Source organism: Microbacterium paraoxydans (assembly GCF_019056515.1).
Classification (GTDB): Bacteria; Actinomycetota; Actinomycetes; order Actinomycetales; family Microbacteriaceae; genus Microbacterium.
The window spans coordinates 1595303-1619669 of sequence record NZ_CP064873.1; the positions used below are offsets into that span (position 1 = coordinate 1595303).

Genomic DNA, 24367 nt, shown 5'->3' on the forward strand with positions numbered 1-24367 from the left:
CGCCTCACTCGCCTTCGATCGAGGACTGCGGTCCGGTCCGGAACTCCCGGATGAGGTGCTGGACCACGGCGCGGAGGTCGCCGTCCGTGGCGTCGGCGACCGCGAGCTGACGGGCGTAGCTCGCTCCGCCGTCGAGGATCGTCGCGATGCTGCCGAACTCGCGCACGCACCCGAGCTCGACGGCGACCGGGGCCAGTTCCTCGATCTTCTCGGTCAGGTGCTCGCGCACGGGGCGCTGCGTGCCGATCGTGTCGACGATGACCCGGGCGTCCAGGCCGTATCGGGCCGCGCGCCACTTGTTCTCGCGGTGGAACCACGCGGGGAGGTCGGGCAGGGCGGCCCCTTCATCCAGGAGCCGGGAGAAGTGCTCGACGAGGACCTGCACGAGCGCGGCCACCGCGGCCATCTCGGAGAGCGTGGACAGGCCGTCGCACGCGCGGACCTCGATCGTGCCCCAGCGCGGGGCGGGACGGATGTCCCAGCGCACTTCCGTGGCATCGGCCATGACACCGGTGCGGACCATGTCGTCCAGGTAGCGCTCGAACTCCGACCAGTCGCGCAGCGGCCAGGGAAGGCCCGCCGTGGGCAGCTGCTGGAAGACGAGAGCGCGATTGGAGGCGTACCCCGTGCGTTCCCCGGCCCAGAACGGGCTGGACGCCGACAGCGCCTGTAGGTGGGGGAGGTAGGCCGACAGCGCGTTGATGATGGGGAAGACCTTGCGCTGCTCGTCGACGCCCACGTGCACGTGGATGCCCCAGATCATCATGTTGCGCCCCCACCACTGGGTGCGCTCGATGAGGGTGTGGTAGCGGGTCTTGTCGGTCACCGACTGGTCGTACCACTGGGCGAACGGGTGGCTTCCGGCGGAGAGCAGCTCGATCCCTGCCGGATCGGTGGCCGACCGCACCGCTGCGATCGCGTTGGCGATGTCGTCGACGGCGTGGGCCACGGAGTCGCCGATCCCGCTGGTCACCTCGATGGTGTTGGTGAGGAGCTCGCCGGTGACGGTGTGGCGTTCATCCTCGCTCTCCGCCTCCAGCGCGGCGAGGAGCTCCGGCGCGCGACCGACGAGATCACCGGTCTCGGGATCGGCGAGCATGATCTCCCACTCGAGACCGACGGTGGAGCGGGCCGAAGCGGCGAAGTCGAGCTGCACGGGGACAGTCTGACACGGGGCTGGGCCTGCTCCGCAACGCCGTGTCGCCGGGTTTCGCACCCGGCGCACGCATCTGGCAGAATAGAGGGTCGGACGACGTGCTCGACCCTCTATCCAGCGCTCGTCCTCCTCATTTGAGCTTCCGCCGGGTGTGCACCCCACGCTCCAGGCGACCGGTTCGTTTCCTTCCACACCATTCAGGAGAATCGTGGCTGTCAAGATTCGTCTCAAGCGCATGGGCAAGATCCGCGCGCCGTACTACCGCATCGTCGTCGCCGACTCGCGCACCAAGCGCGACGGTCGCGTGATCGAGGAGATCGGCAAGTACCACCCCACCGAGGAGCCCTCGTTCATCGAGGTCGACTCCGAGCGTGCGCAGTACTGGCTCTCCGTCGGCGCGCAGCCGACCGAGCAGGTCACCGCCATCCTCAAGATCACCGGCGACTGGGGCACCTTCAAGGGCGACAAGGACGCGAAGTCCACCCTCAAGGTCGCCGGCGAGAAGGCTGCGTTCGAGGCCGACGCCTCGAAGAAGTCGGTCATCAAGCCCAAGGCGGAGAAGAAGGAGGAGGCCCCCGCTGCGGAGGCCCCCGCCGCTGACGCCGACGCGGAGGCCGCTGAGGCTCCCGCCGCCGACGCCGAGTAATCCATCGTGCTCGCCGCCGCGCTCGAACACATCGTCAAGGGGATCGTCGATCACCCCGAAGATGTGCGCATCCACGAATCCTCGTCGCCCCGTGGCGACCTGCTCGAGGTGCGTGTGCACCCCGACGACCGTGGACGCGTGATCGGGCGCGGCGGCCGCACGGCCAAGGCCCTGCGCACTCTCGTGAGCGCCCTCGCCGACGGGCGCCGCGTCCGCGTCGACGTCGCGGACGACTGACGTGGTGTCGCAGGACCGCATCCAGGGCCGTAACCAGCTGCGCGTCGGACGCCTGGTCAAGGCTCACGGGCTCAAGGGCGCCCTGAAGCTCGAGCTCTACACCGACAACCCGGAGCGGCGATTCGTCCCCGGGGCCACGTTCACGTTGCAGGTGCCCGAGGCATCTCCGTGGCACGGCAAGGAGATCGTCGTCCGCGAATACCGCGTGATGAACGGCAACCCCGTCGTCTTCTTCGAGGACGTGGACGACCGCAACGCGGCCGAGAGCCTCGTCCGCGCCATCCTCTGGATGGACCAGGACGAGGACGAGACCGAGGACAACGCCTGGTTCGACCACCAGCTCGTCGGTCTGGACGTGGTCCGCGACGAGACCGTCGTCGGCCGCGTGGTCCGCGTCGAACACCTGCCGGCGCAGGACCTCCTGATCGTGAAGCCGTCGACCGGCGGCACGGACGAGGTGATGGTCCCCTTCGTCGAGGCCATCGTCCCCACCGTCGACGTGGCGGCCGGCCGCGTCATCGTGACCCCGCCGGCCGGGCTCTTCGAGGAGCTTCCCGAGTCGGAGGACGGGACCGCCGCCTCCGACGGCGCCGAGTGACCGCTGATACGGTTCCCCCGTGCGCATCGACGTCGTCTCCATCTTCCCCTCGTACTTCGACGGACTGACGCTCTCCCTGCTCGGCAAGGCGCGAGGCTCGGGTCTGCTCGACCTCCAGGTGCACGATCTGCGCGACTGGACGCACGACCGCCATCGCACCGTCGACGACACCCCGTACGGCGGGGGAGCCGGGATGGTCATGAAGCCGGAGCCCTGGGGCCTCGTCCTCGATGAGCTCACGGCGGACGCCACCCCCGCGCCGACCATCATCTTCCCCTCGCCGGCGGGCGAGGTGTTCACCCAGGCGACCGCGCGGGAGCTCGCGGGACGCGAGCACCTCGTGTTCGGTTGCGGGCGCTACGAGGGCATCGACGAGCGCGTCTTCGAGTACGCCGCCGAGCGTGGCGAGGTGCGGCTGCTGAGCCTCGGCGACTACGTGCTCAACGGCGGCGAGGTGGCGACGATGGCGATGATCGAGGCCATCGGTCGGCTGATCCCGGGCGTCGTCGGCAATCCGGAGAGCCTGGTGGAGGAGTCGCACGAGGACGGCCTCCTCGAGTACCCGTCCTACACGAAGCCGTCGGTCTGGCGGGAGCGCGCCGTCCCCGACGTGCTCCTCAGCGGCAACCACGGCGCGATCGCGGCATGGCGGCGTGAGCAGCAGCTCGTCCGCACCCGCCTGCGACGCCCCGATCTGCTGCCGGACGCGCCGACCGACGGCTGACCCTGCCATCCGTCGCGACGAGTGCTGTTAGCGTCGAGTCATGGTGGATGTGACACGCGCGCGATCGTTCGAGAGCATCGGCGAGGAGTACGACCGCTACCGGCCGGGGTTCCCGGAGCGCGCGGCCGACATCATCGTTCCGGACCGCGTGGCGACGGCGCTCGACCTCGGCGCCGGCACCGGGAAGTTCACGGGACTGCTCGTCGCGCGGGCGACGCAGGTGATCGCGATCGAGCCGTCCGCGCCGATGCTCGCCGTGCTCGCGCGCACGCTCCCGACGGTCGACGCGCGGCCGGGGACCGCGGAGAGCATCCCCGTTCCGGACGGCTCCGTCGATGCCGTCAGCGTCGCGCAGGCGTTCCACTGGTTCGATCGGGACGCGGCGGCGGCTGAGATCGCCCGCACGCTCGTCCCTCACGGGACGCTCGGGCTGCTGTGGAATCGCGCCGACCCCGCCTGTGCCTGGGATCTCGCGTGCCACCGGGTGGCGCATCCCGCGGTCGGCGCGGACGACGACACCTCCGCGTCGGCGACAGACCTTCCCGGTTTCGTCCTGGAGATCCACGAGGAGGTGCGCTGGACCGAGCGGATCACCCGCGAGGACTACCTCCGACGGTGGGGCACGGTGAGCAGCTTCCTCGTGGCGGACGAGGCGGAGCGCACGGCGATGGTGGCGGCCCTGGAGGCGGTGCTGGACGGCACGGACGAGACGCGGGGGAAGGCGGAGTTCGATCTGCCGCACCTCACCGACGTGTTCCGTTACCGCCGCGCATGAGGATCTGGTCGCTGCATCCGGAGTACCTCGACCGTCAGGGGCTCGTCGCCTGCTGGCGGGAGACCCTCCTCGCTCAGGCGGTGCTCGCCGACGCCACGAAGGGGTATCAGCGACACCCGCAGCTCGAGCGCTTCCGGGCGACGGCCGATCCCGTGGCCACGGTGGGTGCGTACCTGGTGGGCGTCGCCGATGAGGCGGACGAGCGCGGCTACCGTTTCGACCGCACGCGTATCCGGCGCGCGGAGTCGGCGGCGCCGTCGATCCCGGTCACCACGGGTCAGCTGGCAAGCGAGTGGGCGCATCTGCGGGCGAAGCTCGCCGAGCGCAGCCCGGACGTGCTCCGTCGGCACGGGTCGGTGGAGCTGCCGAAGGCGCACCCGCTGTTCGTCGTCGTGCCCGGGCCGGTCGCGCCCTGGGAGCGCGCCGACCCCGCGACCGGAGTCAGTCGACGCCGAGGAACGAGCGATCCGTCAGGATGATCGGTCCGTCCTCGGTGATGGCGATGGTGTGCTCGGAGTGCGCGCCGCGGGAGCCGTCCGCGCTCCGCAGCGTCCAGCCGTCGGGGTCGGTGATCAGCTCGTCCGTCGTCGCGAGGAACCAGGGCTCCAGGGCGAGCACGAGGCCGGCGCGGAGCGGGAAACCGCGTCCTGCGCGGCCGTCGTTCGCCACATGAGGGTCGCCGTGCATCGTGCGGCCGACGCCATGGCCCCCGAAGTCGGTGTTGATGGAGTAGCCCTCGCCGTGCGCGACGTCGGCGATCGCGGCGGAGATGTCGCCGATGCGCTTGCCGACCACCGAGGTCTCGATCGCGGCGGCCAGCGCGCGTTCCGTGGTGTCGATGAGACGGAGGTCCTCGTCCCGCGGCGTACCCACGACGAAGGAGACCGCGGAGTCGGCGACCCAGCCGTCGACCGAGACGGCGAAGTCCAGGGTGACGAGGTCGCCGTCCCGGAGCGCGTAGTCATACGGGAGGCCGTGCAGCACGGCGTCGTTCACCGAGGTGCAGATGACCTTGCCAAAGGGGCTCGCCCCGAATGACGGGTGGTAGTCGATGTAGCAGGACTCGGCGCCGGCCTTGCGGATCATGTCATGGGCCCGGCGGTCGATCGCCAGGAGGTTGGTGCCGACCTTCGTCTCGTCGCGCAGGGTCGCCAGCGTCTCGGCGACGAACCGGCCTGCCGCGCGCATCTCATCGATCTCGGCAGGGGTGCGCAGTTCGATCATCAGTGTCCTCTCGTCGTCTCCATTCTCCCTGATCGGATGGGTGCCCGGCGCCTGCCGCTCTCAGCGAACACCCGTGACGCGCGGGCGCGGTCGCCGTAGCATCGGAGCATGTGGATCCGACAGGCCTTCTTCCGCTGGCTGCTGCCGTCGGCGTTCCTCCTGCCGCTGTGGCTGCTCATCGGCTGGGCCGTCTTCCAGGGCGGCTGGTCGATCCTCTGGGTGCTGCTCATCGCGATGCCCTCGGTGTTCCTGGGGCAGCTCCTGCTCACGCTGCTGACCCGCTCCCGCCCGTCGGTCCGCGCCGAGCGTGCCGTCTCGTGGTGGGACGTCGCCGGGTTCGGTCTCTGGCACGCGCTCACGATCGCGGTCGGCTTCTTCATCGACGGGGCGTTCGGCTGGCTCCTCGCGGCCGCCATCGTCGTGGGCATCGCCCTGGTCTGGCTGCAGCTGTGGCAGCTCTGGAACGAGGCGCGGGGGAGTGGGACGCGCATCCGCGAGACCATCTCCTGGTCGACGATGACGCCGCCGCGCACCGAGAGCCCGCAGACGAGCGTGCACGAGGTGATCGTGGTGCGGGAGACCGACGACCGGCTCTGACCCGCCGTTTTGGCCGGGCCTGTCATCCGTGGCAGAATGGTTCTTTGTGCCGTGACCGGCTCTGCCCCAGGGGAGCCCGCGGACGCGTCAGCGCCGTTCGGCACACTCCCATTCTTGTTCCTTCCTAATCCGTGCATCCGACCTGAGGCGAGTGCAGAGAGAGACGATCATGCAGATCCTCGACGCCGTCGACGCGGCTTCGCTCCGTTCCGACATCCCCGAGTTCTTCCCCGGTGACACCGTCAAGGTGCACGTCAACATCACCGAGGGCAACCGCTCCCGTATCCAGGTCTTCCAGGGCGTCGTCATCGGCCGCCAGGGTGACAGCGTCCGCGAGACCTTCACCGTCCGGAAGATCAGCTTCCAGGTGGGTGTCGAGCGTACCTTCCCCGTGCACTCCCCGGTGATCGACCACATCGAGGTCGTCACCCGCGGTGACGTGCGTCGCGCCAAGCTCTACTACCTGCGCGAGCTCCGCGGCAAGAAGGCGAAGATCAAGGAGAAGCGCGTCAACAACTGACGCGAAGCTTCTTCACAGCACCCCGGGACACGATGTCCCGGGGTGCTTTCGTTCTGTCCCCGGTGTGCGAACCTTGTTACTGCCGTGCGCTCACGGTGCACTCTTCGAGAAGGAACCAGATGACTGACTCTCCGTCCGCACGCCCGACACGACGGCGGCGCGGGTTCCTGGTCTTCCTCCGAGACGTGCTGGTCATCGTCGTCATCGCCGCGCTGGTGTCCTTCGTCATCAAGACGTTCGTCGTGCGCTCGTTCTACATCCCCTCGGCCTCCATGGAGCGGACGCTGCTGATCGACGACCGCATCCTCGTCGACGAGCTCACCCCGCGGTGGACCGGCTACGAGCGCGGCGACATCGTCGTCTTCAAGGATCCGGGCGGGTGGCTCGACCCGATGCCGCAGGCGCCGGCACAGCCGCCGCTGGTCAAGGCCGTCGACTGGGTTCTCACCTTCGTGGGCATCTCGGCGACCGACACCCAGGACCACCTCGTCAAGCGCGTGATCGGGGTCGAGGGCGACCACGTGGTGTGCTGCAACGCGCTGGGGCAGATCACGATCAACGGCGCCCCGATCGACGAGCTGAGCTACCTGAACCTCCCCGAGGGGGACACCGCGGCCTCCAACGAGCCGTTCGACGTCGTCGTGCCGGAGGACTCCGTATGGCTCCTCGGCGACAACCGGGACCGCTCCCGTGACGCCCGCGCACACCAGGAGCTGCCCAGCGGCGGTTTCGTCCCCGTCTCCAACATCGTGGGCAAGGCGTTCCTGACGACCTGGCCGCTCGACCGATTCGGACCGATCGACGGCCACCACGACATCTTCACCGGAGTGCCGGACCCCGAATGACCGTCATCACGCCTCGACTGACCCTGGAACGGAAGCTCCTGGGGGAGTGCGACCTCATCATCGCCCTCGATGAGGTCGGTCGCGGCGCACTGGCGGGACCGGTGGCCGTCGGAGCAGCGGTGATGGACGCCCAGGGCGCCCGCCGCCGGGTTCCGGACGGCCTGCGCGACTCGAAGCTGGTCCCCGAGCGCCGGCGCCCGGATGTGGCCGCCCGCGCCGCCGCCTGGGTGCAGGCCTCGGCCGTCGGCTGGGCGACCGCGGCGGAGGTCGACGAGGTCGGGATCATGCGGGCCCTGGGTCTCGCCGCCTCGCGAGCCGTGGAGGCGGTGGTCGCTCAGGGCGCGACGGTGGAGAACGCCCTGGTCCTGCTCGACGGCAATCACGACTACGTCTCGCGTGTGCATCCGGTGCCGCTGCGGGTGCGCCCCGTCATCAAGGCCGACCGCGACTGCGCCTCGGTGTCCGCGGCGTCGGTGATTGCGAAGGTCGCGAGAGACGGTCACATGGCGGAGCTGCACGAGGGTCACCGTGACTACCAGTGGGATCGCAACAAGGGGTACGCGAGCCCGGAGCACCGGGAGGCCATCCGCTCGTTCGGGCTCTCCCCGTTCCACCGGTCCTCGTGGGCGATCGCCGACGCGCCGACGCTGTTCTGAGAGGCCGCGCCCGGGATGCCGCGACCGGCGCCGGACGACCATAGGATGGACTCATCATGGATGAGGAAGCCTTCGACGACTACGACCGCGAGCTGGAACTCGCGCTGTTCCGCGAGTACCGCGACGTCGTCTCTCAGTTCCAGTACGTCGTGGAGACCGAGCGTCGCTTCTACCTGGCCAACGAGGTCAACGTCGTGCGGCGGGACACCGAGCACGACTTCTACTTCGAGATCTCCATGAGCGACGTGTGGGTGTGGGACATCTACCGGGCCGACCGCTTCGTGAAGGCCGTCCGGGTGCTCACGTTCAAGGACGTGAACGTCGAGGAGCTCCAGCGTCGCGAGTTCGAACTGCCGCAGGAGCTCTCCCTCGACGGAGAGTGACGCGGCGCGCCGTTCCTGCACAGCGGTGACATTCTGCGCCATTTCCACAGCCTCTGGACTGGTCGCGCGGGACCACGGCGGTGACAGGGTGCTGACGTCCATCCTTTCGGGATGGCAGCGAAAGACGACCTCGGGCGAGCCGGGGAGCAGCAGGCAGCGGACTATCTGACGAAGCGCGGGTATCGGATCGTCGACCGCAACTGGCGGTGTCCCCAGGGCGAACTGGATCTCGTGGCGATCGTCGGGGCTCACCTGTCCGTCATCGAGGTGAAGACGCGGCGGTCGACGGCGTTCGGGCACCCGTTCGACGCCATCGACGACCGGAAGCGTCGGCGGCTGTGGCGGCTCGCTCATGCGTGGCGGGCGGAGCATCCCGATCTGGCGCGTGGACGGGTCCTCCGGGTGGAAGCGATAGGTATCACCGGTGCGTCCCCGGGGACAGCCACCGTCGAGCACCTCGAGGACATCGCATGAGCACCGCACGCACGTGGTCCGTGGCGCTCACGGGAGCGGACGGGCACGTGGTGGAGGTCGAGGCCGACCTCTCCCCGCAGACGCCGGAGTTCCGCATCATCGGGCTCCCGGACAAATCCCTCGGGGAGGCGGTGCAGCGCGTGCACAACGCCTGCGTGAACTCCAGCCTCCCGCTTCCGCGGCGGCGCCTGACGGTGAACCTCTCACCGGCGAGTCTGCCCAAGCACGGGGCCGCCTTCGACCTCGCGATCGCGGTGGCCTGCCTGGCCGCGAGCGATGTGATCGCTCGGCGCGCCGTCCGGCAGACCGTGCACCTGGGGGAGCTCGGGCTGGACGGGCGGCTGCGTCCCGTGCCGGGCGTGCTTCCCGCCGTCTTCGCCGCCGCGCGCGCGGGGTTCGAGCGTGTGATCGTGCCCCACGGCAACGCGACCGAGGCGGGTCTCGTCGCCGGCGTGGAGGTGCGTGCCGCCGCCTCGCTCGCGGAGGTCGCCGCCTGGCACGGCGCGGAGGTGGACGTGCCCGACGTCGAGCCGGTCCCGGGGCCGCACCCGCCGGAGGACGACCCCGATGAGCGCGATCTGAGCGATGTCCTCGGACAGGAGGAAGCCGTCGAGGCGCTCATCGTCGCGGCCGCCGGTGGCCACAACATGCTCCTGAGCGGTCCGCCGGGAGCAGGGAAGACGATGCTCGCAGGGCGCCTGCCCGGGATCATGCCGCCGCTGACCGAGCAGGAGGCCATCGAGGTGGCCTCGGTGCGCTCCCTCTGCGGTGAGGCCGTGACCGGGCTCGACCATCAGCCCCCGCTGGTCGCGCCGCACCACAGCGCCTCTGTGGCGGCGATGGTGGGAGGCGGATCGCGGACGGCGCGACCCGGAGCGGTGGCCCGTGCGCACCGGGGCGTCCTCTTCCTCGACGAGGCGGCGGAGTTCCCGCGGGTGGCCCTGGACGCGCTCCGTCAGCCGCTCGAGACCGGCTTCGTGGACGTGCATCGGTCCGGCTTCGTGGTGCGGTTCCCGGCGCGTTTCCAGCTGCTGCTGGCGATGAACCCGTGTCCCTGCGGCAACCGGGGCGTGCGTGATGGCGACTGCATCTGTCCGCCGCAGGCGCTGCGGCGTTACGCCACTCGGCTCTCCGGTCCGTTGCGCGACCGGCTCGACATCGATCTCCCGGTCACGCGCGTCGCGGCGTCGCGCTCGCTGGCGGGGGAGCGGTCGGGTGTCACGACCGTCGAGGCCCGGAACCGCGTCGGAGCGGCGCGCGCACGGGCCGAGCGGCGTTGGCGCGGTACGCCGTGGCGTCGGAACGCGGAGATCCCCGGCACCGTGCTTCGCCACGGCGGCTACCGTCTCCCGTCGGACGTGCGGGCGGGGCTCGATCGGGCGTTGGAACGCGGCGCGTTGACGCTCCGCGGCTACGACCGCGTCCTCCGGGTCGCCTGGACCATGGCCGATCTCTCCGGGCGGGACAGTCCCGGTTCGGACGAGGTCGGGCGGGCGCTCCTCCTGCGGACGGGGGTGGCGCGGTGATCGACGGACTCCTCTCCCAGAAGGATGCGCTCGACGCCGCGCGGGGCGTGCGCGGAACAGAGGAGGTGACGGAGGCGCTGGCGCGGGTCGCGTGGTCCGTCATCGCCGACCCGGGGGACGCCGTCGCCGCGACCCTCGTGCGCGAGTTCGGAGCGGCCGACGGGCTGCGCTTCGCGTTGGACGGGGCCGGGCGGTCGTGGCCGGAGGTCCGCGCGGTGGGGGCACGGCGGGCCCTCGACGACGCCCGCGCCCGGTGGCGCCAGCGCGCCGACCCGGTGGCTGTGGTCGCGGCCCTCCGCGGCGCGCAGAAGGCGGGTGCGCAGCTGCTGCTCCCCGGAGACCCCGACTGGCCGACGGCTGTCGACGACCTCGATGCCGACGCGCCGATGGTGCTGTGGGTGCGCGGGCGCGCCGAACTCCTGACGAGCGCGGCGCGTGTCGCGATCGTTGGTGCCAGAGCGGCCACCGCTTATGGCGAGCGGGTCGCCGCCGACATGGCCGGAGATCTGGCCGTGGGCGACACGGCTGTCGTGTCCGGCGGCGCGTACGGCATCGACGGCGCAGCACACCGCGCCGCGTTGACCGTCGGCGGGGGTACGATCGCGGTCCTCGCCGGGGGAGTGGACCGCCCGTACCCCGCCGGGCACCGTAATCTCCTGGCCCGGATCGCGGGCGACGGGGTCGTCGTCAGCGAGGTGCCGTGTGGCACGGCGCCGACGCGGTGGCGCTTCCTCGCGCGCAATCGACTGATCGCGGCGCTGGGGCAGGTCACGGTGGTCGTCGAGGCTGGCTGGCGCAGCGGCTCCCTCAACACGGCGGGGCATGCGGCGACGCTGGGCAGGCCGCTCGGCGCGGTGCCCGGTCCGGTGACGTCTGCGTCCTCGGCCGGCTGTCACCGGCTGCTGCGCGAATACGACGCGGTGTGCGTCACCTCCGCGGCGGAGGTCGCCGAGATGCTCCCTGTCGGTGCCCGGTCGCCCCGGGGACGCGAAGCGACGGACGAGGGGCGGGTGGGGCTCCTCCGTGCGCTGAGCACGCGGAACGCTCGGACGGAGGCGGAGCTCGCGCAGCGCGCGGGTCTCACCGTCGAGCGGACGAGGGCCCTGCTCGGTCTGCTCGACCTCGACGGACTCGCTCGCCGCGACGGGGACGGCTGGCGCGGGAGGGGCGCGGCGCCTTAGGGGTACGCGCCGACGGGGTGCGGGGCGCTCGTCGTCGGTCGCGCCCGGCGGGGCGCGTCGCTCTGGAGGCGGGGGAGCGGCAGGCTGGGGATATGGACTTCGCGGTCGCTGTCGAGGCGTTCGCCGACCACCTCGAGAAGGTGCGTCGGCTCTCTCCGGCGACCGTGAAGGCGTACCGCTCCGATCTGCGGGACCTCGGGGCGAGCGTCGGGGGCGGCCCGGTCGACCGGATCGACCTGGAGATGCTGCGCGAATGGCTCTGGCAGGCGACCCAGCGCGGCGACGCCCGTGCGACGCTGGCCCGACGCGCAGCCACCGCGCGGGCGTTCTTCGGCTGGGCGCGCGAGCAGGACATCGTCCCCGTCGACCCCAGCCTGCGGCTCGTGGCGCCGAAGCGCGCGAAGACGCTGCCGACGGTGGCATCGAAGGACGCGATGTCCGAGTTGTTGGAACGACATCGGCAGGCGGCGGCCTCGGGTGATCCCACCGCCCTCCGCGACCACGCGGTGCTGGAGCTCCTCTACGGCGCCGCGGTCCGCGTCTCCGAACTCTGCGGCCTCGACATCGACGACCTGGATCTCGATCGGGGGACGGCCCTCGTGCGAGGCAAGGGCGACAAGGAGCGCGTCGTCCCGTTCGGCGCGCCGGCGCGGGATGCGCTCACCGCCTACCTGCGCCGCGCTCGACCGGCTCTGCTCGCGCGGTCCGGCGCCGCGTCGCCCGCCGTCTTCCTCGGCAGTCGCGGGGGACGTGTCGGTCCGCGAACCGTCTACGAGGTGGTCGCCCGTGCGCTCGCGCCCGTCGTCGGCGCCGAGACCGTCGGGCCGCACGCCCTCCGCCACACGGCGGCGACCCACCTGCTGGACGGTGGTGCGGATCTCCGCGCGGTGCAGGAGATCCTGGGGCACGCGAGCCTGGGCACCACCCAGATCTACACGCATGTCTCGGCGGAGCGGCTGACGGCGACGTATCGACTGGCACACCCTCGGGCCTGAGCGCGGAGCCCGCGCGTCGGGTCATCCGTCGCAGCAGGGCAGGAGGCGCGCCCGCAGGAGACCGCCGAACAGCACCATCGGGTTGAGGTACTCGCCGTCGCGTCGTACCCCGATGTGCAGCGCGTCCGGGGGAGTGTGACCGCCCGTGGCGACACGGCCGATGTCCTGGCCCCGGCGGACCGGGTCTCCCGCGCGCAGGGGCGACTCCACCGGCTCGAACGTGCTCACGAGACCGTCGGCGTGTCGGATCGTGAGCAGCGGGCGGTCGACGACGACGCCCTGGAACGCGACCACCCCCTCCGCAGGGGCGAGGACGGGGTCGCCCGCGCTCGCGACGATATCCACGCCGCGGTGCCCGGGACCATAGGCGTGCGCCGGCGCGCGGTAGGCGACGCTCACGCGCCGAGTCCCGTCGACGGGCCATCGCCAGGGAACGTCGGAGACGAACTCCTCGGGCACGGGCGTGAGGCCGTGCGGTGCCGACGCCGCTTGCGCGGCGGGAGGAGACGGGAACGGAGCACCGCCGCACAGGAGCACGACAGCGGCGAGCACGGCGGCGATCAGCACCCGGAGGAGAGAGGGGTACGGGCGACAGCGAGGACGAGGAGGGGCTGGAGGAGTCATCACGCGAGTGTGCGTGGCCGGTGTGGGCCGGTGGAGCGGGTTCTCTCCGCTGGGGACGGCGGCAGGGGAGAAGACCCGGAATCGCGCTGCTGGGGAGGACGAGCTGTGGGCGCATGATCCTGTATGCTGGACGAGCACCTCGATCTCGGGGTGACTACGCGTGCCCAGAGCGACTTTGTCGTGGCATCCACTCCCGCAGGTCCCGTCTCCGAACGGGTGGGCGTGAGCCGGGCACCAGGATGTCCGACCGTCCGGTCGGCATGACAACCTCAACGGCGCGTCCCGCGCCAGAATCAGGAGACGACCATGGCTGTGGTCACCATCCGCCAGCTGCTCGACAGCGGCGTGCACTTCGGACACCAGACCCGTCGGTGGAACCCGAAGGTGAAGCGCTTCATCCTCACGGAGCGCAGCGGCATCCACATCATCGACCTCCAGCAGTCGCTCGGCTACATCGACAAGGCGTACGACTTCGTCAAGGAGACCGTGGCGCACGGCGGCACGATCCTCTTCGTCGGCACCAAGAAGCAGGCGCAGGAGATCCTCGCGGAGCAGGCCACGCGCGTCGGCCAGCCCTACGTGAACCAGCGCTGGCTCGGCGGCCTCCTCACCAACTTCTCCACCATCGCGAAGCGTCTCGCCCGCATGAAGGAGCTCGAGGAGCTCGACTACGAGAACCCCTCCGCCTCCGGCTTTACGAAGAAGGAGCTGCTGCTCAAGAAGCGCGAGCTGGACAAGCTGCACAAGTCGCTGGGCGGTATCCGCAACCTCACCAAGACGCCGTCCGCCCTCTGGGTCGTCGACGCCAAGCGTGAGCACCTCGCCATCGACGAGGCCAAGAAGCTCGGCATCCCGGTGATCGGCATCCTCGACACCAACGCCGACCCGGACGACTTCCAGTACCCGATCCCCGGCAACGACGACGCCATCCGTTCGGTGTCGCTGCTGACGCGCATCATCGCCGACGCCGCCGCCGAGGGCCTGCAGCAGAAGCACAACCCGGAGTCGGGCGACGCCGAGCCGCTGGCCGAGTGGGAGAAGGAGCTTCTCGAGGCTCCCGTGCAGGAGTCCGCTGACGCCGCCGAGGTCGTGACCGCGGATGACGAGGCCGCCGTCGTCGAGACCCCGGCCGCCGACGCCACCGCCGCCGACGAGGCCGGTGCCCAGGCGCACGACGAGGCGATCGCCGCCGCTTCCGGTGAGGAGACCGCCGAGGTCGCCGCCGCCGAGGCCGCTGACGCCAAGTAATCTCTCGTACACCCACACAACGAAGCAAGGAGCCACCACACATGGCCAACTTCACCATCGCCGACCTCAAGGCGCTGCGTGAGCAGCTCGGCACGGGAATGGTCGACACCAAGAAGGCGCTCGAGGAGGCTGACGGCGACGTCGAGAAGGCCACCGAGATCCTGCGTCTGAAGGGTGCCAAGGGCAACGCCAAGCGCGCCGACCGTTCGACCAGCGAGGGCCTCGTCGTCGCTCGCGAGCAGGACGGCGCCGTGACGCTCGTCGAGCTCGCCTGTGAGACCGACTTCGTCGCGAAGAACGAGCGCTTCATCGCGCTGGCCGACAAGGTCGCCGACGCCGTCGCCGCCGTGAAGGCCGACTCGGTCGAGGCCGCCCTGGCCGCTCCGGCGGGCGACAAGACCGTCGAGCAGCTCATCTCGGAAGAGGCCGCCATCATCGGCGAGAAGGTCGAGCTCCGTCGCGTGCGCACCGTCACCGGTGACAGCGTCGAGGTCTACCTGCACCGCACGAGCAAGGACCTGCCGCCGCAGATCGGGGTCGTCGTCGCCTACACGGGTGACGACGCCGCGACCGCGCGCAGCATCGCCCAGCACATCTCGTTCGCCAACCCGTCGTACCTGTCCCGCGAGGACGTTCCGGCGGACGCGGTCGAGAAGGAGCGCGAGATCGTCACCGAGATCTCCCGCAACGAGGGCAAGCCCGAGGCCGCCCTGCCGAAGATCGTCGAGGGCCGTGTCGCCGCGTTCATCAAGCAGGTCGCCCTGCTCGAGCAGGACTACGCGAAGGACAACAAGCTCTCCGTCGCCCAGGTGGCGAAGGACGCCGGTATCACCGTGACGGACTTCGCGCGCTTCAAGGTCGGCGCGTAGCACTGTCGAAGGGGTTCGGATCACTCGATCCGAACCCCTTCTTCATGCCCACCAGGCACTATCTTGAATCGGGACGAGAGGACATCCCCCATGACTGAACGCACCGGACGCCGCCGCGTCCTCCTGAAGCTCTCCGGAGAGGCGTTCGGCGCCGGTCAGCTCGGCGTGAACCCTGACGTGGTCAGCCAGATGGCGCGCGAGATCGCCGCCGCGGTCGACCGCGTTGAGGTGGCCGTCGTCGTCGGCGGGGGCAACTTCTTCCGCGGCGCGGAGCTCAGCCAGCGGGGAATGGACCGCGGACGAGCGGACTACATGGGCATGCTCGGTACCGTCATGAACGCGCTCGCGCTGCAGGACTTCCTGGAGCAGGCGGGCGCCGCCACCCGCGTGCAGTCCGCGATCTCGATGACCCAGGTCGCCGAGCCCTACATCCCGCGTCGCGCAGAGCGCCACATGGAGAAGGGCCGCGTCGTGATCTTCGGCGCCGGCGCAGGCCTGCCGTACTTCTCCACCGACACCGTGGCCGCACAGCGCGCCCTGGAGATCGGCGCGCAGGAGGTGCTCGTCGCCAAGAACGGCGTCGACGCCATCTACACCGCCGACCCGAACAAGCACGCCGACGCGGAGCGCATCGAGCGCGTGACCTACCGCGACGCGCTGCAGCAGGGACTCAAGGTCGTCGACTCCACGGCGTTCAGCCTGTGCATGGACAACAACATGGACATGCGCGTCTTCGGGATGGAGCCGGCGGGCAACGTGACCCGCGCGCTCCTGGGCGAGCCCATCGGCACGCTCGTCACGGCCTGAGCGCCTGCACGGGACGGGAGCCCGCTCCCGATAGAATTTCCAGAACACCCCGACGATAGGAGCCACCGTGATCGCGGACGTCCTCGCTGAAACCACCACCCGCATGTCCCGGGCCGTCGAGGCTGCCAAGGAGGACTTCTCCACGGTGCGCACGGGTCGTGCGAACCCCCAGCTCTTCCAGAAGGTGCTGGTCGACTACTACGGCACGCCGACGCCGCTGGCGCAGCTCGCCTCGCTCGCCAACCAGGAAGCGCGCACGCTCATCATCACGCCGTACGACAAGTCGGCGCTCAAGGCGATCGAGCAGGCGATCCGCGACATGCCGAACCTCGGGGCGAACCCCACGAACGACGGCAACCTCGTACGGGTCACGATGCCCGAGCTCACCGCCGAGCGGCGCAAGGAGTACGTGAAGCTCGTGAAGTCGAAGGCCGAGGACGCCAAGGTCCACGTCCGCGGCATCCGCCGGAAGGCGAAGGACGAGCTCGACGCTCTGAAGAGCGAGCTCGGCGAGGACGAGATCGCCCGCGGCGAGAAGGAGCTGGACGCGCTGACCCGTCAGCACGTCGACCTCATCGACGACGCGCTCAAGCGCAAAGAGGCCGAACTCCTCGAGGTGTAGCTCGTATGTCCGATGAATCGCGCGGCGCCGAGGAGGGCACTCCGGTGACCCGCCGGGAGGCACAGCCGGACCGGGTCTCCGATGGGGGTGCCCCGCTCGGCGATGCGTCGTTCCCGGGATTCGACGCCGGGAGCGTGCCGCCGCGTCCACCTCTCCCCGTCACGCCTCCCGCTCCTTCCGTCACGGCGGAGCGGCTGGACACCGCGGATCACAACGCGATCCGCGAGCAGTGGCGCCAGGCGCGGGATGAGTTCGGGACGCACGTGTCGCACGCCCGCGACCAGCTCGATCAGGCCAACGAACGCATCAAACAGCGCACCGGCCGCGACCTCGTGCTCGCGATCGTGATCGGGCTCGCTTTCGGCGCCGCCCTCCTCGGATCGCTGCTGTTCATCAAGGCGCTGTTCGTCCCGTTCGCGCTGGCCGCCGCCCTCCTCGGCGTCTACGAGCTGTCCCGGGCGCTGCGGGCGGCCGGGCGCCGCGTGGATGTGATCCCGCAGCTGGTCGCGGCCACCTTCCTGGTGCTGTCCGCGTACTTCGCCGAGCCGTGGCTGAGCTGGGTCATGCTGTTCGTCGCCGTGGCCTTCGTCATCGTGTGGCGGCTGCTCGCCCAGATGGTCGCGAAGGACGGTCGCACCTACGGTGACGTGCTCACCGACGCCGTGATCGGCGGTTTCATCCAGGTGTACGTGCCGTTCCTCGCCGGCGTGGCCCTCATCCTGCTCGAGCAGGAGGGCGGCCAGTGGTGGGTGCTGAGCTTCATCGCGATCGCGGTGGCGGCCGACACCGGGGCGTACGCCGCGGGTCTGGCGTTCGGCCGGCATCCGATGGCGCCCCGGATCAGCCCGAAGAAGACCTGGGAGGGCTTCGGCGGCGCCGTGGTCGCCTCCTTGGCGGCGGGCGTGCTCCTGGCCCTGTTCCTCCTCGATCTGCCCTGGTGGGGCGGCGTGATCTTCGGGGCGGCGATCCTGCTGTCCGCGACGCTCGGCGACCTCGGCGAGTCCATGCTGAAGCGCGACCTGGGCATCAAGGACATGAGCTCCTGGCTCCCCGGCCACGGCGGTCTCCTGGATCGCCTGGACAGCATCCTGCTGTCGACCATCCCCGCCCTGTGCCTGTACTTCCTCCTCTCTCCCTGGTTGGTGCTCTGATGAACGACAGCGGTGCTGTGATCAACGACGACGGGGTCGACACCTCTGCGCGCAGCATGGCGAAGCCTGCGTTCGCGCTCACGAGCGGTCGCACCAAGGGCTACCACCGTGCGGCCGTCGACACCTTCCTCGCCTCGGCGCGTCAGGCGTTCGAGGGCGGAGGAGACGATCTCACCGCCGAGGACGTGCGCACCGCCTCGTTCCCCCTCGTGAAGGAGGGGTATGCGGTGGCGGAGGTCGATGCCGCGCTCGGCCGGGTCGAGGATGCTTTCGCGGCCCGAGAGCGCGAGCGCGCCGTGCGCGCCCGCGGAGCGGGAGCCTGGGTGGAACAGGCCAGGGCCGATGCACAGGTGATCCTCGACCACCTCGCGCGTCCGCGGCGTCATCGGTTCGCCCGCACCGGAATCCTCACCTTCGGGTACCGCGTCGACGAGGTCGATCACGTCACCTCCCGCATCGTCCGGTACCTCCGCGACGGCGACGCGCTGACCGCCGAACAGCTGCGGTCCGCGGCGTTCCGCATGCAGCGCGGCGGCTACCGCGAGGAGCAGGTCGATGCGCTGCTCGACGCCACGATCGACGTCATCCTGGCGGTCCGCTGAGCCTGCCTGATGGCCTGTTCAGGCAGGTATGCGTAGACTGTCCACCATCGTGAACTCCCGAAACGACATGATTCCCGAACGAAGCGACGCCGCGCTGGTACCCGCAGCGACGGCTACGTCCGCCTCCCGAGGCACGCGACGCTGGTCGCGTCGCCGGGGTGTCGCCGGTGTCTTCAGCTCTCTCGCGGTCGTCGGATTCGCCGCCGCGATGGTCGCTCCGACCGGCGTCGCCCTCGCGCAGCCGGTCGCCACGGAAGCTCCGGACTCCGTGTACGCGGCGGCTCTCGCGGACACGCAGAACCTCACCGTCACCGTGGAAGGCGCAGCGATCACGCCGGTCGAGCGCGGGTCCTTCGAGGTGTACGTCAAGCCGAAGCCCAAGCCCAAGCCGAAGCCGGCGGCTCCCGCGAGCACGCCGTCGTCCGGTTCGCAGGGCGGGTCCTCCGGCGGGGGTCTCCCGCCGTACAGCGGCGGCGGTGCGCCGGCGGAGTGGATGGCCGCGGCCGGCATCGCTCAGGGCGACTGGCAGTACGTCGACTACATCGTGTCGCGGGAGAGCGGGTGGAACCCGAACGCCACCAACTCCTCCTCCGGTGCCTGCGGGCTCGTCCAGGCTCTTCCCTGCAGCAAGGTGCCCGGCAACGGCTACAACCCGGTGGACAACCTGCGCTGGGCCACCGGCTACGCCACCGGTCGGTACGGCAGCTGGGCCGGCGCGTACAACTTCTGGGTCACCAACCACTGGTGGTGAGCCGGCACCATGCCCCGCTCACGTCGTCGTCCTTCCGCGCGCCCTGAGGGCGAGGATTCGTTCGATCGCCTCCTCGCCGGGTGGAAGCGCACCGAGGTGCGTCGTGGCGTGGAGTGGACGGTCCAGCCGGTCTCCGCCGTCCAGGCGCAGAAGGCCTACGTCTGCCCAGGCTGCGGCCGGTCCGTCGACCCCGGGACGGCGCATCTCGTCGCCTGGCGGGCGGATGGCATCCTCGGCGAGGCGGCGGCGCTGGCCGACCGCAGACACTGGCACACCCCCTGTTGGAGGATCGCATGACCATGGAGATCCGCGGACCGCTCGAGCTCCCCGCGACGCGTGAGGACATCGAGCTGCACACCGCAGACGGGCTCACGCTGGTGGGCGAGCTGGCGGTGCCCGAGACGGCCGCCCCGGTGGCCACGCTGGTGACGCTGCATCCGCTGCCGACGGCGGGCGGCTTCATGGACTCGCACATCATCCGCAAGGCGTCCGCACGCCTGCCTGCCCTGGCCGATCTCGCCGTCCTGCGGTTCAACACGCGCGGCACGACGTCGCCGCGCGGCACGAGCGAGGGCGCATTCGACGGTGGGGCTGCGGAGCAGTTCGACGTCGCCGCCGCCATGGACTTCGTGCGTGACCGCGGATTGCCTCGCCCCTGGCTCGTCGGCTGGTCGTTCGGAACGGAACTCGCGCTGAAGTACGGCGCCGACCACGACATCGAGGGCATCATCCTGCTCTCGCCGCCACTGCACCGCGCGACGGCGGAGGAGGTCGCCGCTTGGGGGACGACCGACCACCGCGTCGTCATCCTCGTCCCCGAGCTGGACGACTACCTGCGCCCCGCCGAGGCCCGGGAGCGGTTCGCGAGCATCCCGCACGCGCAGCTGATCGCCGTCGACGGCGGGAAGCATTTGTGGGTGGGGGAGACGCAGACGAGGCGCGTGCTCACCGAGATCGTCGCCGCGGTCAACCCGTCGGCCCTGCCGCTGCCGACGCACTGGCCCGTCGAGGGCTGACGCGGAGCGACGGTCCGGTCACCGCTCGTTCATGCGGGGGATCAGCACCTGCCGGTAGATGATGAGGATGCTGGCCGCCACGGGGATCGCGATGAGCGCGCCGAGCAAACCGAGCAGGCTTCCTCCGGCGAGGGCGGCCACGACCACCACGGCGCCGGGCACCGACACGGCGCGGCTCATGATCCGCGGCGAGATCACGTACGCCTCGATCTGCATGTAGATGAGGTAGTAGATCGCCGCGGCGAGAGCCGTGCCGGGGGAGCCGAGACCGGGGATCAGGCAGACGAGGACGATGATCGTCGAACCCGTCAGGGTGCCGACGAGGGGGATGAGCGAGAAGAAGAAGGCGACGACGGCGAGGACGGCGGGGAACGGCGCGTCGATGATCGTGAGGTAGATGGCGCTGAGGATGCCGTTGATGACCCCCTGGCTGACCTGCCCCATGACGTAGTAGCCCACGGAGTCGGTGATCTGCTCGGAGAGGTCGATGAAGCGGTCCCGCTTGGACGCCGGCACGAGCTGGTACACCGCGCGCTTGAGCGAGGGGGTGGAGGCCGTGAGGTAGATGGTCAGGATGAGCACGATGAAGGCGCCGAACACCCCGCTCAGCACGGCCCCGCTGGCGACGAGCACGCCTTGACCGATCGATCCGCCGATCTCGGCGAGGTTCGTCGCCAGCCAGTCCTCGACGTAGGCGAACACGTCGTCGACGCGGAGGTTGGGGAAGGTCTCCTGGATCCACGTGCGCAGGTCCTCGATGGCGGTTCCCCGCTGCACGATCGCCGTGATCTGCGCGATGAGCTGGGAGATCTGGTCGACCAGCACCGGGAGGACGATGAGCACGATCCCGCTGAAGACCGCCAGCACGGCGACGATCGTGACCAGGACCGCGAGCCAGCGGGGCAGGCGCCGTCGCTCGAGGAACGTGACGAGCGGATCGAGCCCGAGGCTGAGGAAGAGAGCGGTGCCGATGTAGAGCAGCACCGTGGAAAGCGTCTGCACGCTGCTGATCAGCACGATGCCGAGGCCCACGCCGAGTGTCGCCACGAGGGCGGTGCGGAACGGGTTGTGGATCTTCATGCAGACTCCTCGGAACGGCTGCAGCAAGGCTACCCATGACCGGCCACGACGCGTCGCCGACGTGCCGCAGCGTCGCCAGGGGAGGGGCCTCGTGGTCAACACACAGGTGACTTCGCTAGTCTGAAATGTCGAGTGTGGCGTCACGGGCGGGAAGCCGTGGTGCGTGAGGAGACTATTCGTGCGTTTCGTATGGGCCGTCGTGGCCTTCGTGCTGGCTGCCGTGCTGATCGGTGCGGGGATCGCCCAACGCACCGTCTTCGTCGGTCCTTCGTCCCAGGAGGCCCGCGTCGACATCGAGGAGCCCGCTCCGTACGTGCTGATGGACGGCGATGTGCTCCGGATGAACCCGGGCGCGCAGAAGGTGCTGATCCGCGGCGAGGGCGAGATCTTCGCGAGCTACGGCCGTACGGCCGACATGGAGGCGTGGCTCTCTGACGCGGAGTACAACCACGTCTCGGTCGGCGACGACGACGAGCTCCTCGTCGAGCACGTCGCGGCCCCGGACCCGGAGGAGTCGGACGAGACCCCCGCGCCGGACGACTCCGAGACCCCCGCGCCGGAGGACGAGGAGTCCGCCGAGCCCGCCGGCCGCAATCCGGCCGGGTCGGACCTGTGGCTCGACTCCTTCAGCGAGAAGAACTTCCTCTCCACCGACACCATGCAGCTCCCCGAGGGGACGAGCGTGCTGATCGCCTACGACGGCACCGAGGACGCGCCGGACGACATCGTCGTCTCCTGGCCGCTGGACACGCGGACCCCGCTCGCCGGTCCGCTCATGGTCGCGGGCGGAGTCGTGCTGCTGGTGGGGCTCGTGCTCTACGTGCTCGCGATCCGCCACCAGCGCCGTGGCCGCGGCCCGCGCCGGAAGGGGCCGGGGCCGCTGCCCACGACCCAGCCGATCGACGTGGCGGCGCTCCCGCCGTCCGAGCGGGAGGCGCTGGAGGCCGCGGACGGCACGGAGCCGAAGACTCCGGCGCGGAAGGACGACGCGGAGGACGCGGAGGTCGTCGACGAGAAGCCCACGGAGGGGAAGAACGCCATGCAGAGTGTGCGCCCGCGCCGTCGTCGGCGTCTGCTCGTCGTGCCCGCGCTCGGTCTGACCGCGGTGCTGGCCGCCGGCTGCAGCGCCGAGTCCTGGCCGGAGTTCGGGGATGCCTCTGCGTCGCCGTCGCCGAGCCCCACCGTCATCGCGCCCGACAACCAGAAACCCCCGGCGGTCACCGAGACGCAGGCCGACCGCATCCTCGGGGAGATCTCCGAGACGCTGGTGAAGGCCGACGAGGAGAAGGACCTCGATCTCGCGGCGACCCGCCTGGACGGGACCGCTTTGGCGACCCGCACCACCGACTACGCCCTGCGGGAGAAGCTGCCCGACCGCCCCGCACCGGCGGCGATCCCGACCGACGACGTCGAGGTCGTGCTTCCGGAGGCGACCGACCGCTGGCCGCGCACCGTCCTCATGCTCTCGAAGAGCACCGGCGACGACACCGTGCCGCCCGTGGTCCTCACCATGACGCAGGCGGACCCCTGGTCCAACTACAAGGTGACGAACATGGCCGAGATGTCCGCCGACGCGGCCTTCCCCGAGGTGGCGGCGAGCTGGCTCGGCACCTCCCTCGTCCCCGCGGACTCCGCGTTCCTGTCGGTGCCCCCGGACGAGGTCGCCGCCGCCTTCGCGGACGTCGTCGACAACGGGGAGAAGAGCGAGTCGTACGGGCAGTTCGACGAGCTGGCACTCAACCTCGCGAAGTCGATCACCGACAGCCGCCAGAGCCTGGTGCAGGGGCTGGCCGACGCCGGTGCCGCGGAGACCTCGACGGCGGCCTTCGACATGACGCCGACGGAGGAGGACCCGGTCTCCCTGACGACCCTGGACAGCGGTGCCATCGTCGCCGTCTCCGTGCTGGACGTCGAGACGATCACTCCCACCTCGTCCGATGTGGTGATCCGCTTCGGCGACAACGAGGAGGCCAAGGCCCTCACCGGTGCCAACGAGTCCGCCAAGGGCGCCGAGACGACCTATGCATTCCAGCTGTTCTTCGCCGTCCCCTCGCAGGGATCGAGCGACCCGATCCGGCTCCTGGCGTCGCGCCAGGACCTCGTGTCCGTGAAGGTGATCAAGTGAGCGAGATCTCTCCCGCCGCCCTGCGCGGTGCCGTCGACCTGTCCAGCCTGCGCCATCGCCCCTCCGCCCCGGCAGGCGGCTCGGCGACCGCTCCCGCCGGATCTCCGGTCACGGATGTCGTCGTCGACGCGACCGATGAGAACTTCGGCCAGGTGCTCGAGCTCTCCCGCACGGTGCCGGTCGTCGTCGACCTCTGGGCCGAGTGGTGCGGGCCGTGCAAGCAGCTGAGCCCGATCATCGAGAAGGTCACCCGTGAGCTGGGCGGACGCGTCCTCCTCGCCAAGGTCGACGTCGACGCCAACCCGCAGCTCGCGCAGAGCTTCCGCGCGCAGTCGATCCCGATGGTCGTCGCCCTCATCGCCGGTCAGCCGGTCCCCATGTTCACGGGCGCGGTTCCGGAGCAGCAGGTCCGCGAGGTGTTCGCGCAGCTGCTGCAGGTGGCGGCGCAGAACGGGGTGTCCGGGTCGCTGCCCGTCGGAGAGGGCGAGGCGGCCGAGGCCGCCGCCCCGGCCGAGCCCGAGCTGCCGCCGCTGCACGCGGAGGCCTTCGCCGCGATCGAGCGCGGGGACTACCGTGCCGCCATCACCGCCTACGAGAAGGCCCTCGCCGAGAACCCGCGCGACGAGGACGCCATCGCCGGTCTCGGTCAGGTCCGCCTGCTCGACCGCGTGCAGGGGCTCGACCTCCAGGCCGCGCGCGCAGCAGCCGCCGCCGCACCGCAGGATGTGCAGGCGCAGTTCGACGTCGCCGATCTGGACCTCGCCGGCGGACACGTCGACGACGCGTTCGGCCGTCTGCTCGACCTGTTCGCGCAGCTGCCGTCGGATCAGCGGACGCCCGTGCGCGAGCGCCTCGTCGAGCTCTTCGGTCTCATCGGAGCCGGAGACCCGCGCGTGATCGCGGCCCGCAACCGGCTCTCCTCGCTGCTCTTCTGA

Annotated in this window: 30 protein-coding genes; 26 read left to right on the forward strand and 4 right to left on the reverse strand. The window is 70.5% G+C overall.

The annotated features are described in order from the left end of the window. Positions 1-4: 4 nt before the first annotated feature. Positions 5-1156, reverse strand: coding sequence for a glutamate--cysteine ligase (locus IZR02_RS07535; RefSeq protein ID WP_025103339.1), 1152 nt, complete (start codon positions 1154-1156; stop codon positions 5-7). Between the two features lie 208 nt (positions 1157-1364). Here IZR02_RS07535 and rpsP point away from each other — a divergent pair, with 208 nt between their 5' ends. The 6 genes from rpsP to IZR02_RS07565 are packed head-to-tail and all read left to right on the forward strand — an operon-like array spanning position 1365 to position 4615. Beyond that, entirely contained in the window at positions 1365-1802 is a 438-nt protein-coding gene (rpsP, locus tag IZR02_RS07540) for a 30S ribosomal protein S16 (protein ID WP_025103340.1), read from the forward strand. A gap of 6 nt (positions 1803-1808) precedes the next feature. Continuing rightward, positions 1809-2039 (forward strand): RNA-binding protein, encoded by a 231-nt coding sequence (locus IZR02_RS07545; RefSeq protein ID WP_025103341.1) that lies wholly within the window; start codon positions 1809-1811, stop codon positions 2037-2039. Between the two features lies 1 nt (position 2040). Beyond that, positions 2041-2637 (forward strand): ribosome maturation factor RimM, encoded by a 597-nt coding sequence (gene rimM, locus IZR02_RS07550; RefSeq protein WP_025103342.1) that lies wholly within the window; start codon positions 2041-2043, stop codon positions 2635-2637. 19 nt (positions 2638-2656) lie between these two features. Beyond that, a complete protein-coding gene (gene trmD, locus IZR02_RS07555; protein WP_025103343.1) occupies positions 2657-3361 on the forward strand; it encodes a tRNA (guanosine(37)-N1)-methyltransferase TrmD in 705 nt (234 codons plus the stop codon). Positions 3362-3401: 40 nt separating this feature from the next. Beyond that, positions 3402-4136, forward strand: a complete 735-nt coding sequence (locus IZR02_RS07560) for a class I SAM-dependent methyltransferase (RefSeq protein ID WP_025103344.1) — start codon at positions 3402-3404, stop codon at positions 4134-4136. Next, on the forward strand, positions 4133-4615 hold the full coding sequence (locus IZR02_RS07565) for a pyrimidine dimer DNA glycosylase/endonuclease V (protein ID WP_025103345.1): 483 nt from the start codon (positions 4133-4135) through the stop codon (positions 4613-4615). The genes IZR02_RS07560 and IZR02_RS07565 overlap by 4 nt, the downstream gene beginning before the upstream one ends. On the opposite strand, the gene map is transcribed toward IZR02_RS07565, so the two are convergent. Then, entirely contained in the window at positions 4578-5360 is a 783-nt protein-coding gene (map, locus tag IZR02_RS07570; protein WP_025103346.1) for a type I methionyl aminopeptidase, read from the reverse strand. The genes IZR02_RS07565 and map overlap by 38 nt on opposite strands. 108 nt (positions 5361-5468) lie before the next feature. Between map and IZR02_RS07575 the strand changes: the two genes are divergently transcribed. The 9 genes from IZR02_RS07575 to IZR02_RS07615 all read left to right on the forward strand — a co-directional run bounded on the left by IZR02_RS07575 (position 5469) and on the right by IZR02_RS07615 (position 12537). Then, positions 5469-5957 carry a hypothetical protein gene (locus IZR02_RS07575; RefSeq protein ID WP_025103347.1) on the forward strand — a complete coding sequence of 163 codons (489 nt, stop codon included), beginning with the start codon at positions 5469-5471 and terminating at the stop codon, positions 5955-5957. Between the two features lie 169 nt (positions 5958-6126). After that, positions 6127-6477: a 50S ribosomal protein L19 gene (gene rplS / locus IZR02_RS07580; protein WP_025103348.1), complete on the forward strand. Its 351-nt coding sequence runs from the start codon at positions 6127-6129 to the stop codon at positions 6475-6477. A 119-nt stretch (positions 6478-6596) separates the two neighbouring features. Continuing rightward, a complete protein-coding gene (gene lepB, locus IZR02_RS07585; RefSeq protein WP_025103349.1) occupies positions 6597-7322 on the forward strand; it encodes a signal peptidase I in 726 nt (241 codons plus the stop codon). Then, positions 7319-7978: a ribonuclease HII gene (locus IZR02_RS07590; RefSeq protein WP_025103350.1), complete on the forward strand. Its 660-nt coding sequence runs from the start codon at positions 7319-7321 to the stop codon at positions 7976-7978. Before lepB ends, IZR02_RS07590 begins: the two co-directional genes overlap by 4 nt. Before the next feature lie 56 nt (positions 7979-8034). Then, positions 8035-8361, forward strand: a complete 327-nt coding sequence (locus IZR02_RS07595; RefSeq protein WP_017204525.1) for a DUF2469 family protein — start codon at positions 8035-8037, stop codon at positions 8359-8361. Positions 8362-8472: 111 nt separating this feature from the next. Further along, positions 8473-8835, forward strand: a complete 363-nt coding sequence (locus tag IZR02_RS07600; RefSeq protein WP_025103351.1) for a YraN family protein — start codon at positions 8473-8475, stop codon at positions 8833-8835. Then, the gene (locus IZR02_RS07605) at positions 8832-10361 is read left to right on the forward strand and encodes a YifB family Mg chelatase-like AAA ATPase (RefSeq protein ID WP_025103352.1); all 1530 of its coding nucleotides are present in this window, start codon (positions 8832-8834) and stop codon (positions 10359-10361) included. The genes IZR02_RS07600 and IZR02_RS07605 overlap by 4 nt, the downstream gene beginning before the upstream one ends. Continuing rightward, the gene (gene dprA / locus IZR02_RS07610) at positions 10358-11542 is read left to right on the forward strand and encodes a DNA-processing protein DprA (protein WP_025103353.1); all 1185 of its coding nucleotides are present in this window, start codon (positions 10358-10360) and stop codon (positions 11540-11542) included. The genes IZR02_RS07605 and dprA overlap by 4 nt, the downstream gene beginning before the upstream one ends. Before the next feature lie 92 nt (positions 11543-11634). Next, a complete protein-coding gene (locus tag IZR02_RS07615) occupies positions 11635-12537 on the forward strand; it encodes a tyrosine-type recombinase/integrase (RefSeq protein WP_025103354.1) in 903 nt (300 codons plus the stop codon). A 21-nt stretch (positions 12538-12558) separates the two neighbouring features. Here the strand turns inward: IZR02_RS07615 and IZR02_RS07620 are convergent, their stop codons facing one another. Next, a complete protein-coding gene (locus IZR02_RS07620) occupies positions 12559-13161 on the reverse strand; it encodes a murein hydrolase activator EnvC family protein (RefSeq protein ID WP_051582189.1) in 603 nt (200 codons plus the stop codon). A 306-nt stretch (positions 13162-13467) separates the two neighbouring features. On the opposite strand from IZR02_RS07620, the gene rpsB reads away from it, so the two are divergent. From rpsB to IZR02_RS07665, 9 genes are all read left to right on the forward strand, one after another. After that, positions 13468-14409, forward strand: coding sequence for a 30S ribosomal protein S2 (rpsB, locus tag IZR02_RS07625; RefSeq protein WP_025103356.1), 942 nt, complete (start codon positions 13468-13470; stop codon positions 14407-14409). 41 nt (positions 14410-14450) lie between these two features. Next, positions 14451-15278 carry a translation elongation factor Ts gene (gene tsf, locus IZR02_RS07630; RefSeq protein WP_025103357.1) on the forward strand — a complete coding sequence of 276 codons (828 nt, stop codon included), beginning with the start codon at positions 14451-14453 and terminating at the stop codon, positions 15276-15278. Between the two features lie 90 nt (positions 15279-15368). Continuing rightward, positions 15369-16085, forward strand: a complete 717-nt coding sequence (gene pyrH, locus IZR02_RS07635) for a UMP kinase (protein WP_025103358.1) — start codon at positions 15369-15371, stop codon at positions 16083-16085. A 67-nt stretch (positions 16086-16152) separates the two neighbouring features. Then, positions 16153-16707, forward strand: coding sequence for a ribosome recycling factor (frr, locus tag IZR02_RS07640; RefSeq protein ID WP_062766584.1), 555 nt, complete (start codon positions 16153-16155; stop codon positions 16705-16707). Between the two features lie 5 nt (positions 16708-16712). Then, the gene (locus IZR02_RS07645; RefSeq protein WP_025103360.1) at positions 16713-17858 is read left to right on the forward strand and encodes a phosphatidate cytidylyltransferase; all 1146 of its coding nucleotides are present in this window, start codon (positions 16713-16715) and stop codon (positions 17856-17858) included. Next, positions 17858-18460 (forward strand): DivIVA domain-containing protein, encoded by a 603-nt coding sequence (locus tag IZR02_RS07650; protein ID WP_374459847.1) that lies wholly within the window; start codon positions 17858-17860, stop codon positions 18458-18460. Before IZR02_RS07645 ends, IZR02_RS07650 begins: the two co-directional genes overlap by 1 nt. Before the next feature lie 67 nt (positions 18461-18527). After that, the gene (locus tag IZR02_RS07655; RefSeq protein WP_025103362.1) at positions 18528-19211 is read left to right on the forward strand and encodes a transglycosylase SLT domain-containing protein; all 684 of its coding nucleotides are present in this window, start codon (positions 18528-18530) and stop codon (positions 19209-19211) included. Between the two features lie 9 nt (positions 19212-19220). Next, positions 19221-19508 carry a hypothetical protein gene (locus IZR02_RS07660; protein WP_025103363.1) on the forward strand — a complete coding sequence of 96 codons (288 nt, stop codon included), beginning with the start codon at positions 19221-19223 and terminating at the stop codon, positions 19506-19508. A 2-nt stretch (positions 19509-19510) separates the two neighbouring features. After that, complete coding sequence (locus IZR02_RS07665) at positions 19511-20227, forward strand: alpha/beta hydrolase (RefSeq protein WP_025103364.1); 717 nt, start codon at positions 19511-19513, stop codon at positions 20225-20227. 18 nt (positions 20228-20245) lie between these two features. Here the strand turns inward: IZR02_RS07665 and IZR02_RS07670 are convergent, their stop codons facing one another. Continuing rightward, complete coding sequence (locus IZR02_RS07670) at positions 20246-21307, reverse strand: AI-2E family transporter (RefSeq protein ID WP_025103365.1); 1062 nt, start codon at positions 21305-21307, stop codon at positions 20246-20248. Between the two features lie 178 nt (positions 21308-21485). Here IZR02_RS07670 and IZR02_RS07675 point away from each other — a divergent pair, with 178 nt between their 5' ends. Together IZR02_RS07675 and IZR02_RS07680 are read left to right on the forward strand one after the other, a co-directional pair. Beyond that, positions 21486-23432, forward strand: a complete 1947-nt coding sequence (locus IZR02_RS07675) for a glycosyl transferase (RefSeq protein WP_157544453.1) — start codon at positions 21486-21488, stop codon at positions 23430-23432. Beyond that, on the forward strand, positions 23429-24367 hold the full coding sequence (locus IZR02_RS07680; protein WP_025103367.1) for a tetratricopeptide repeat protein: 939 nt from the start codon (positions 23429-23431) through the stop codon (positions 24365-24367). Before IZR02_RS07675 ends, IZR02_RS07680 begins: the two co-directional genes overlap by 4 nt.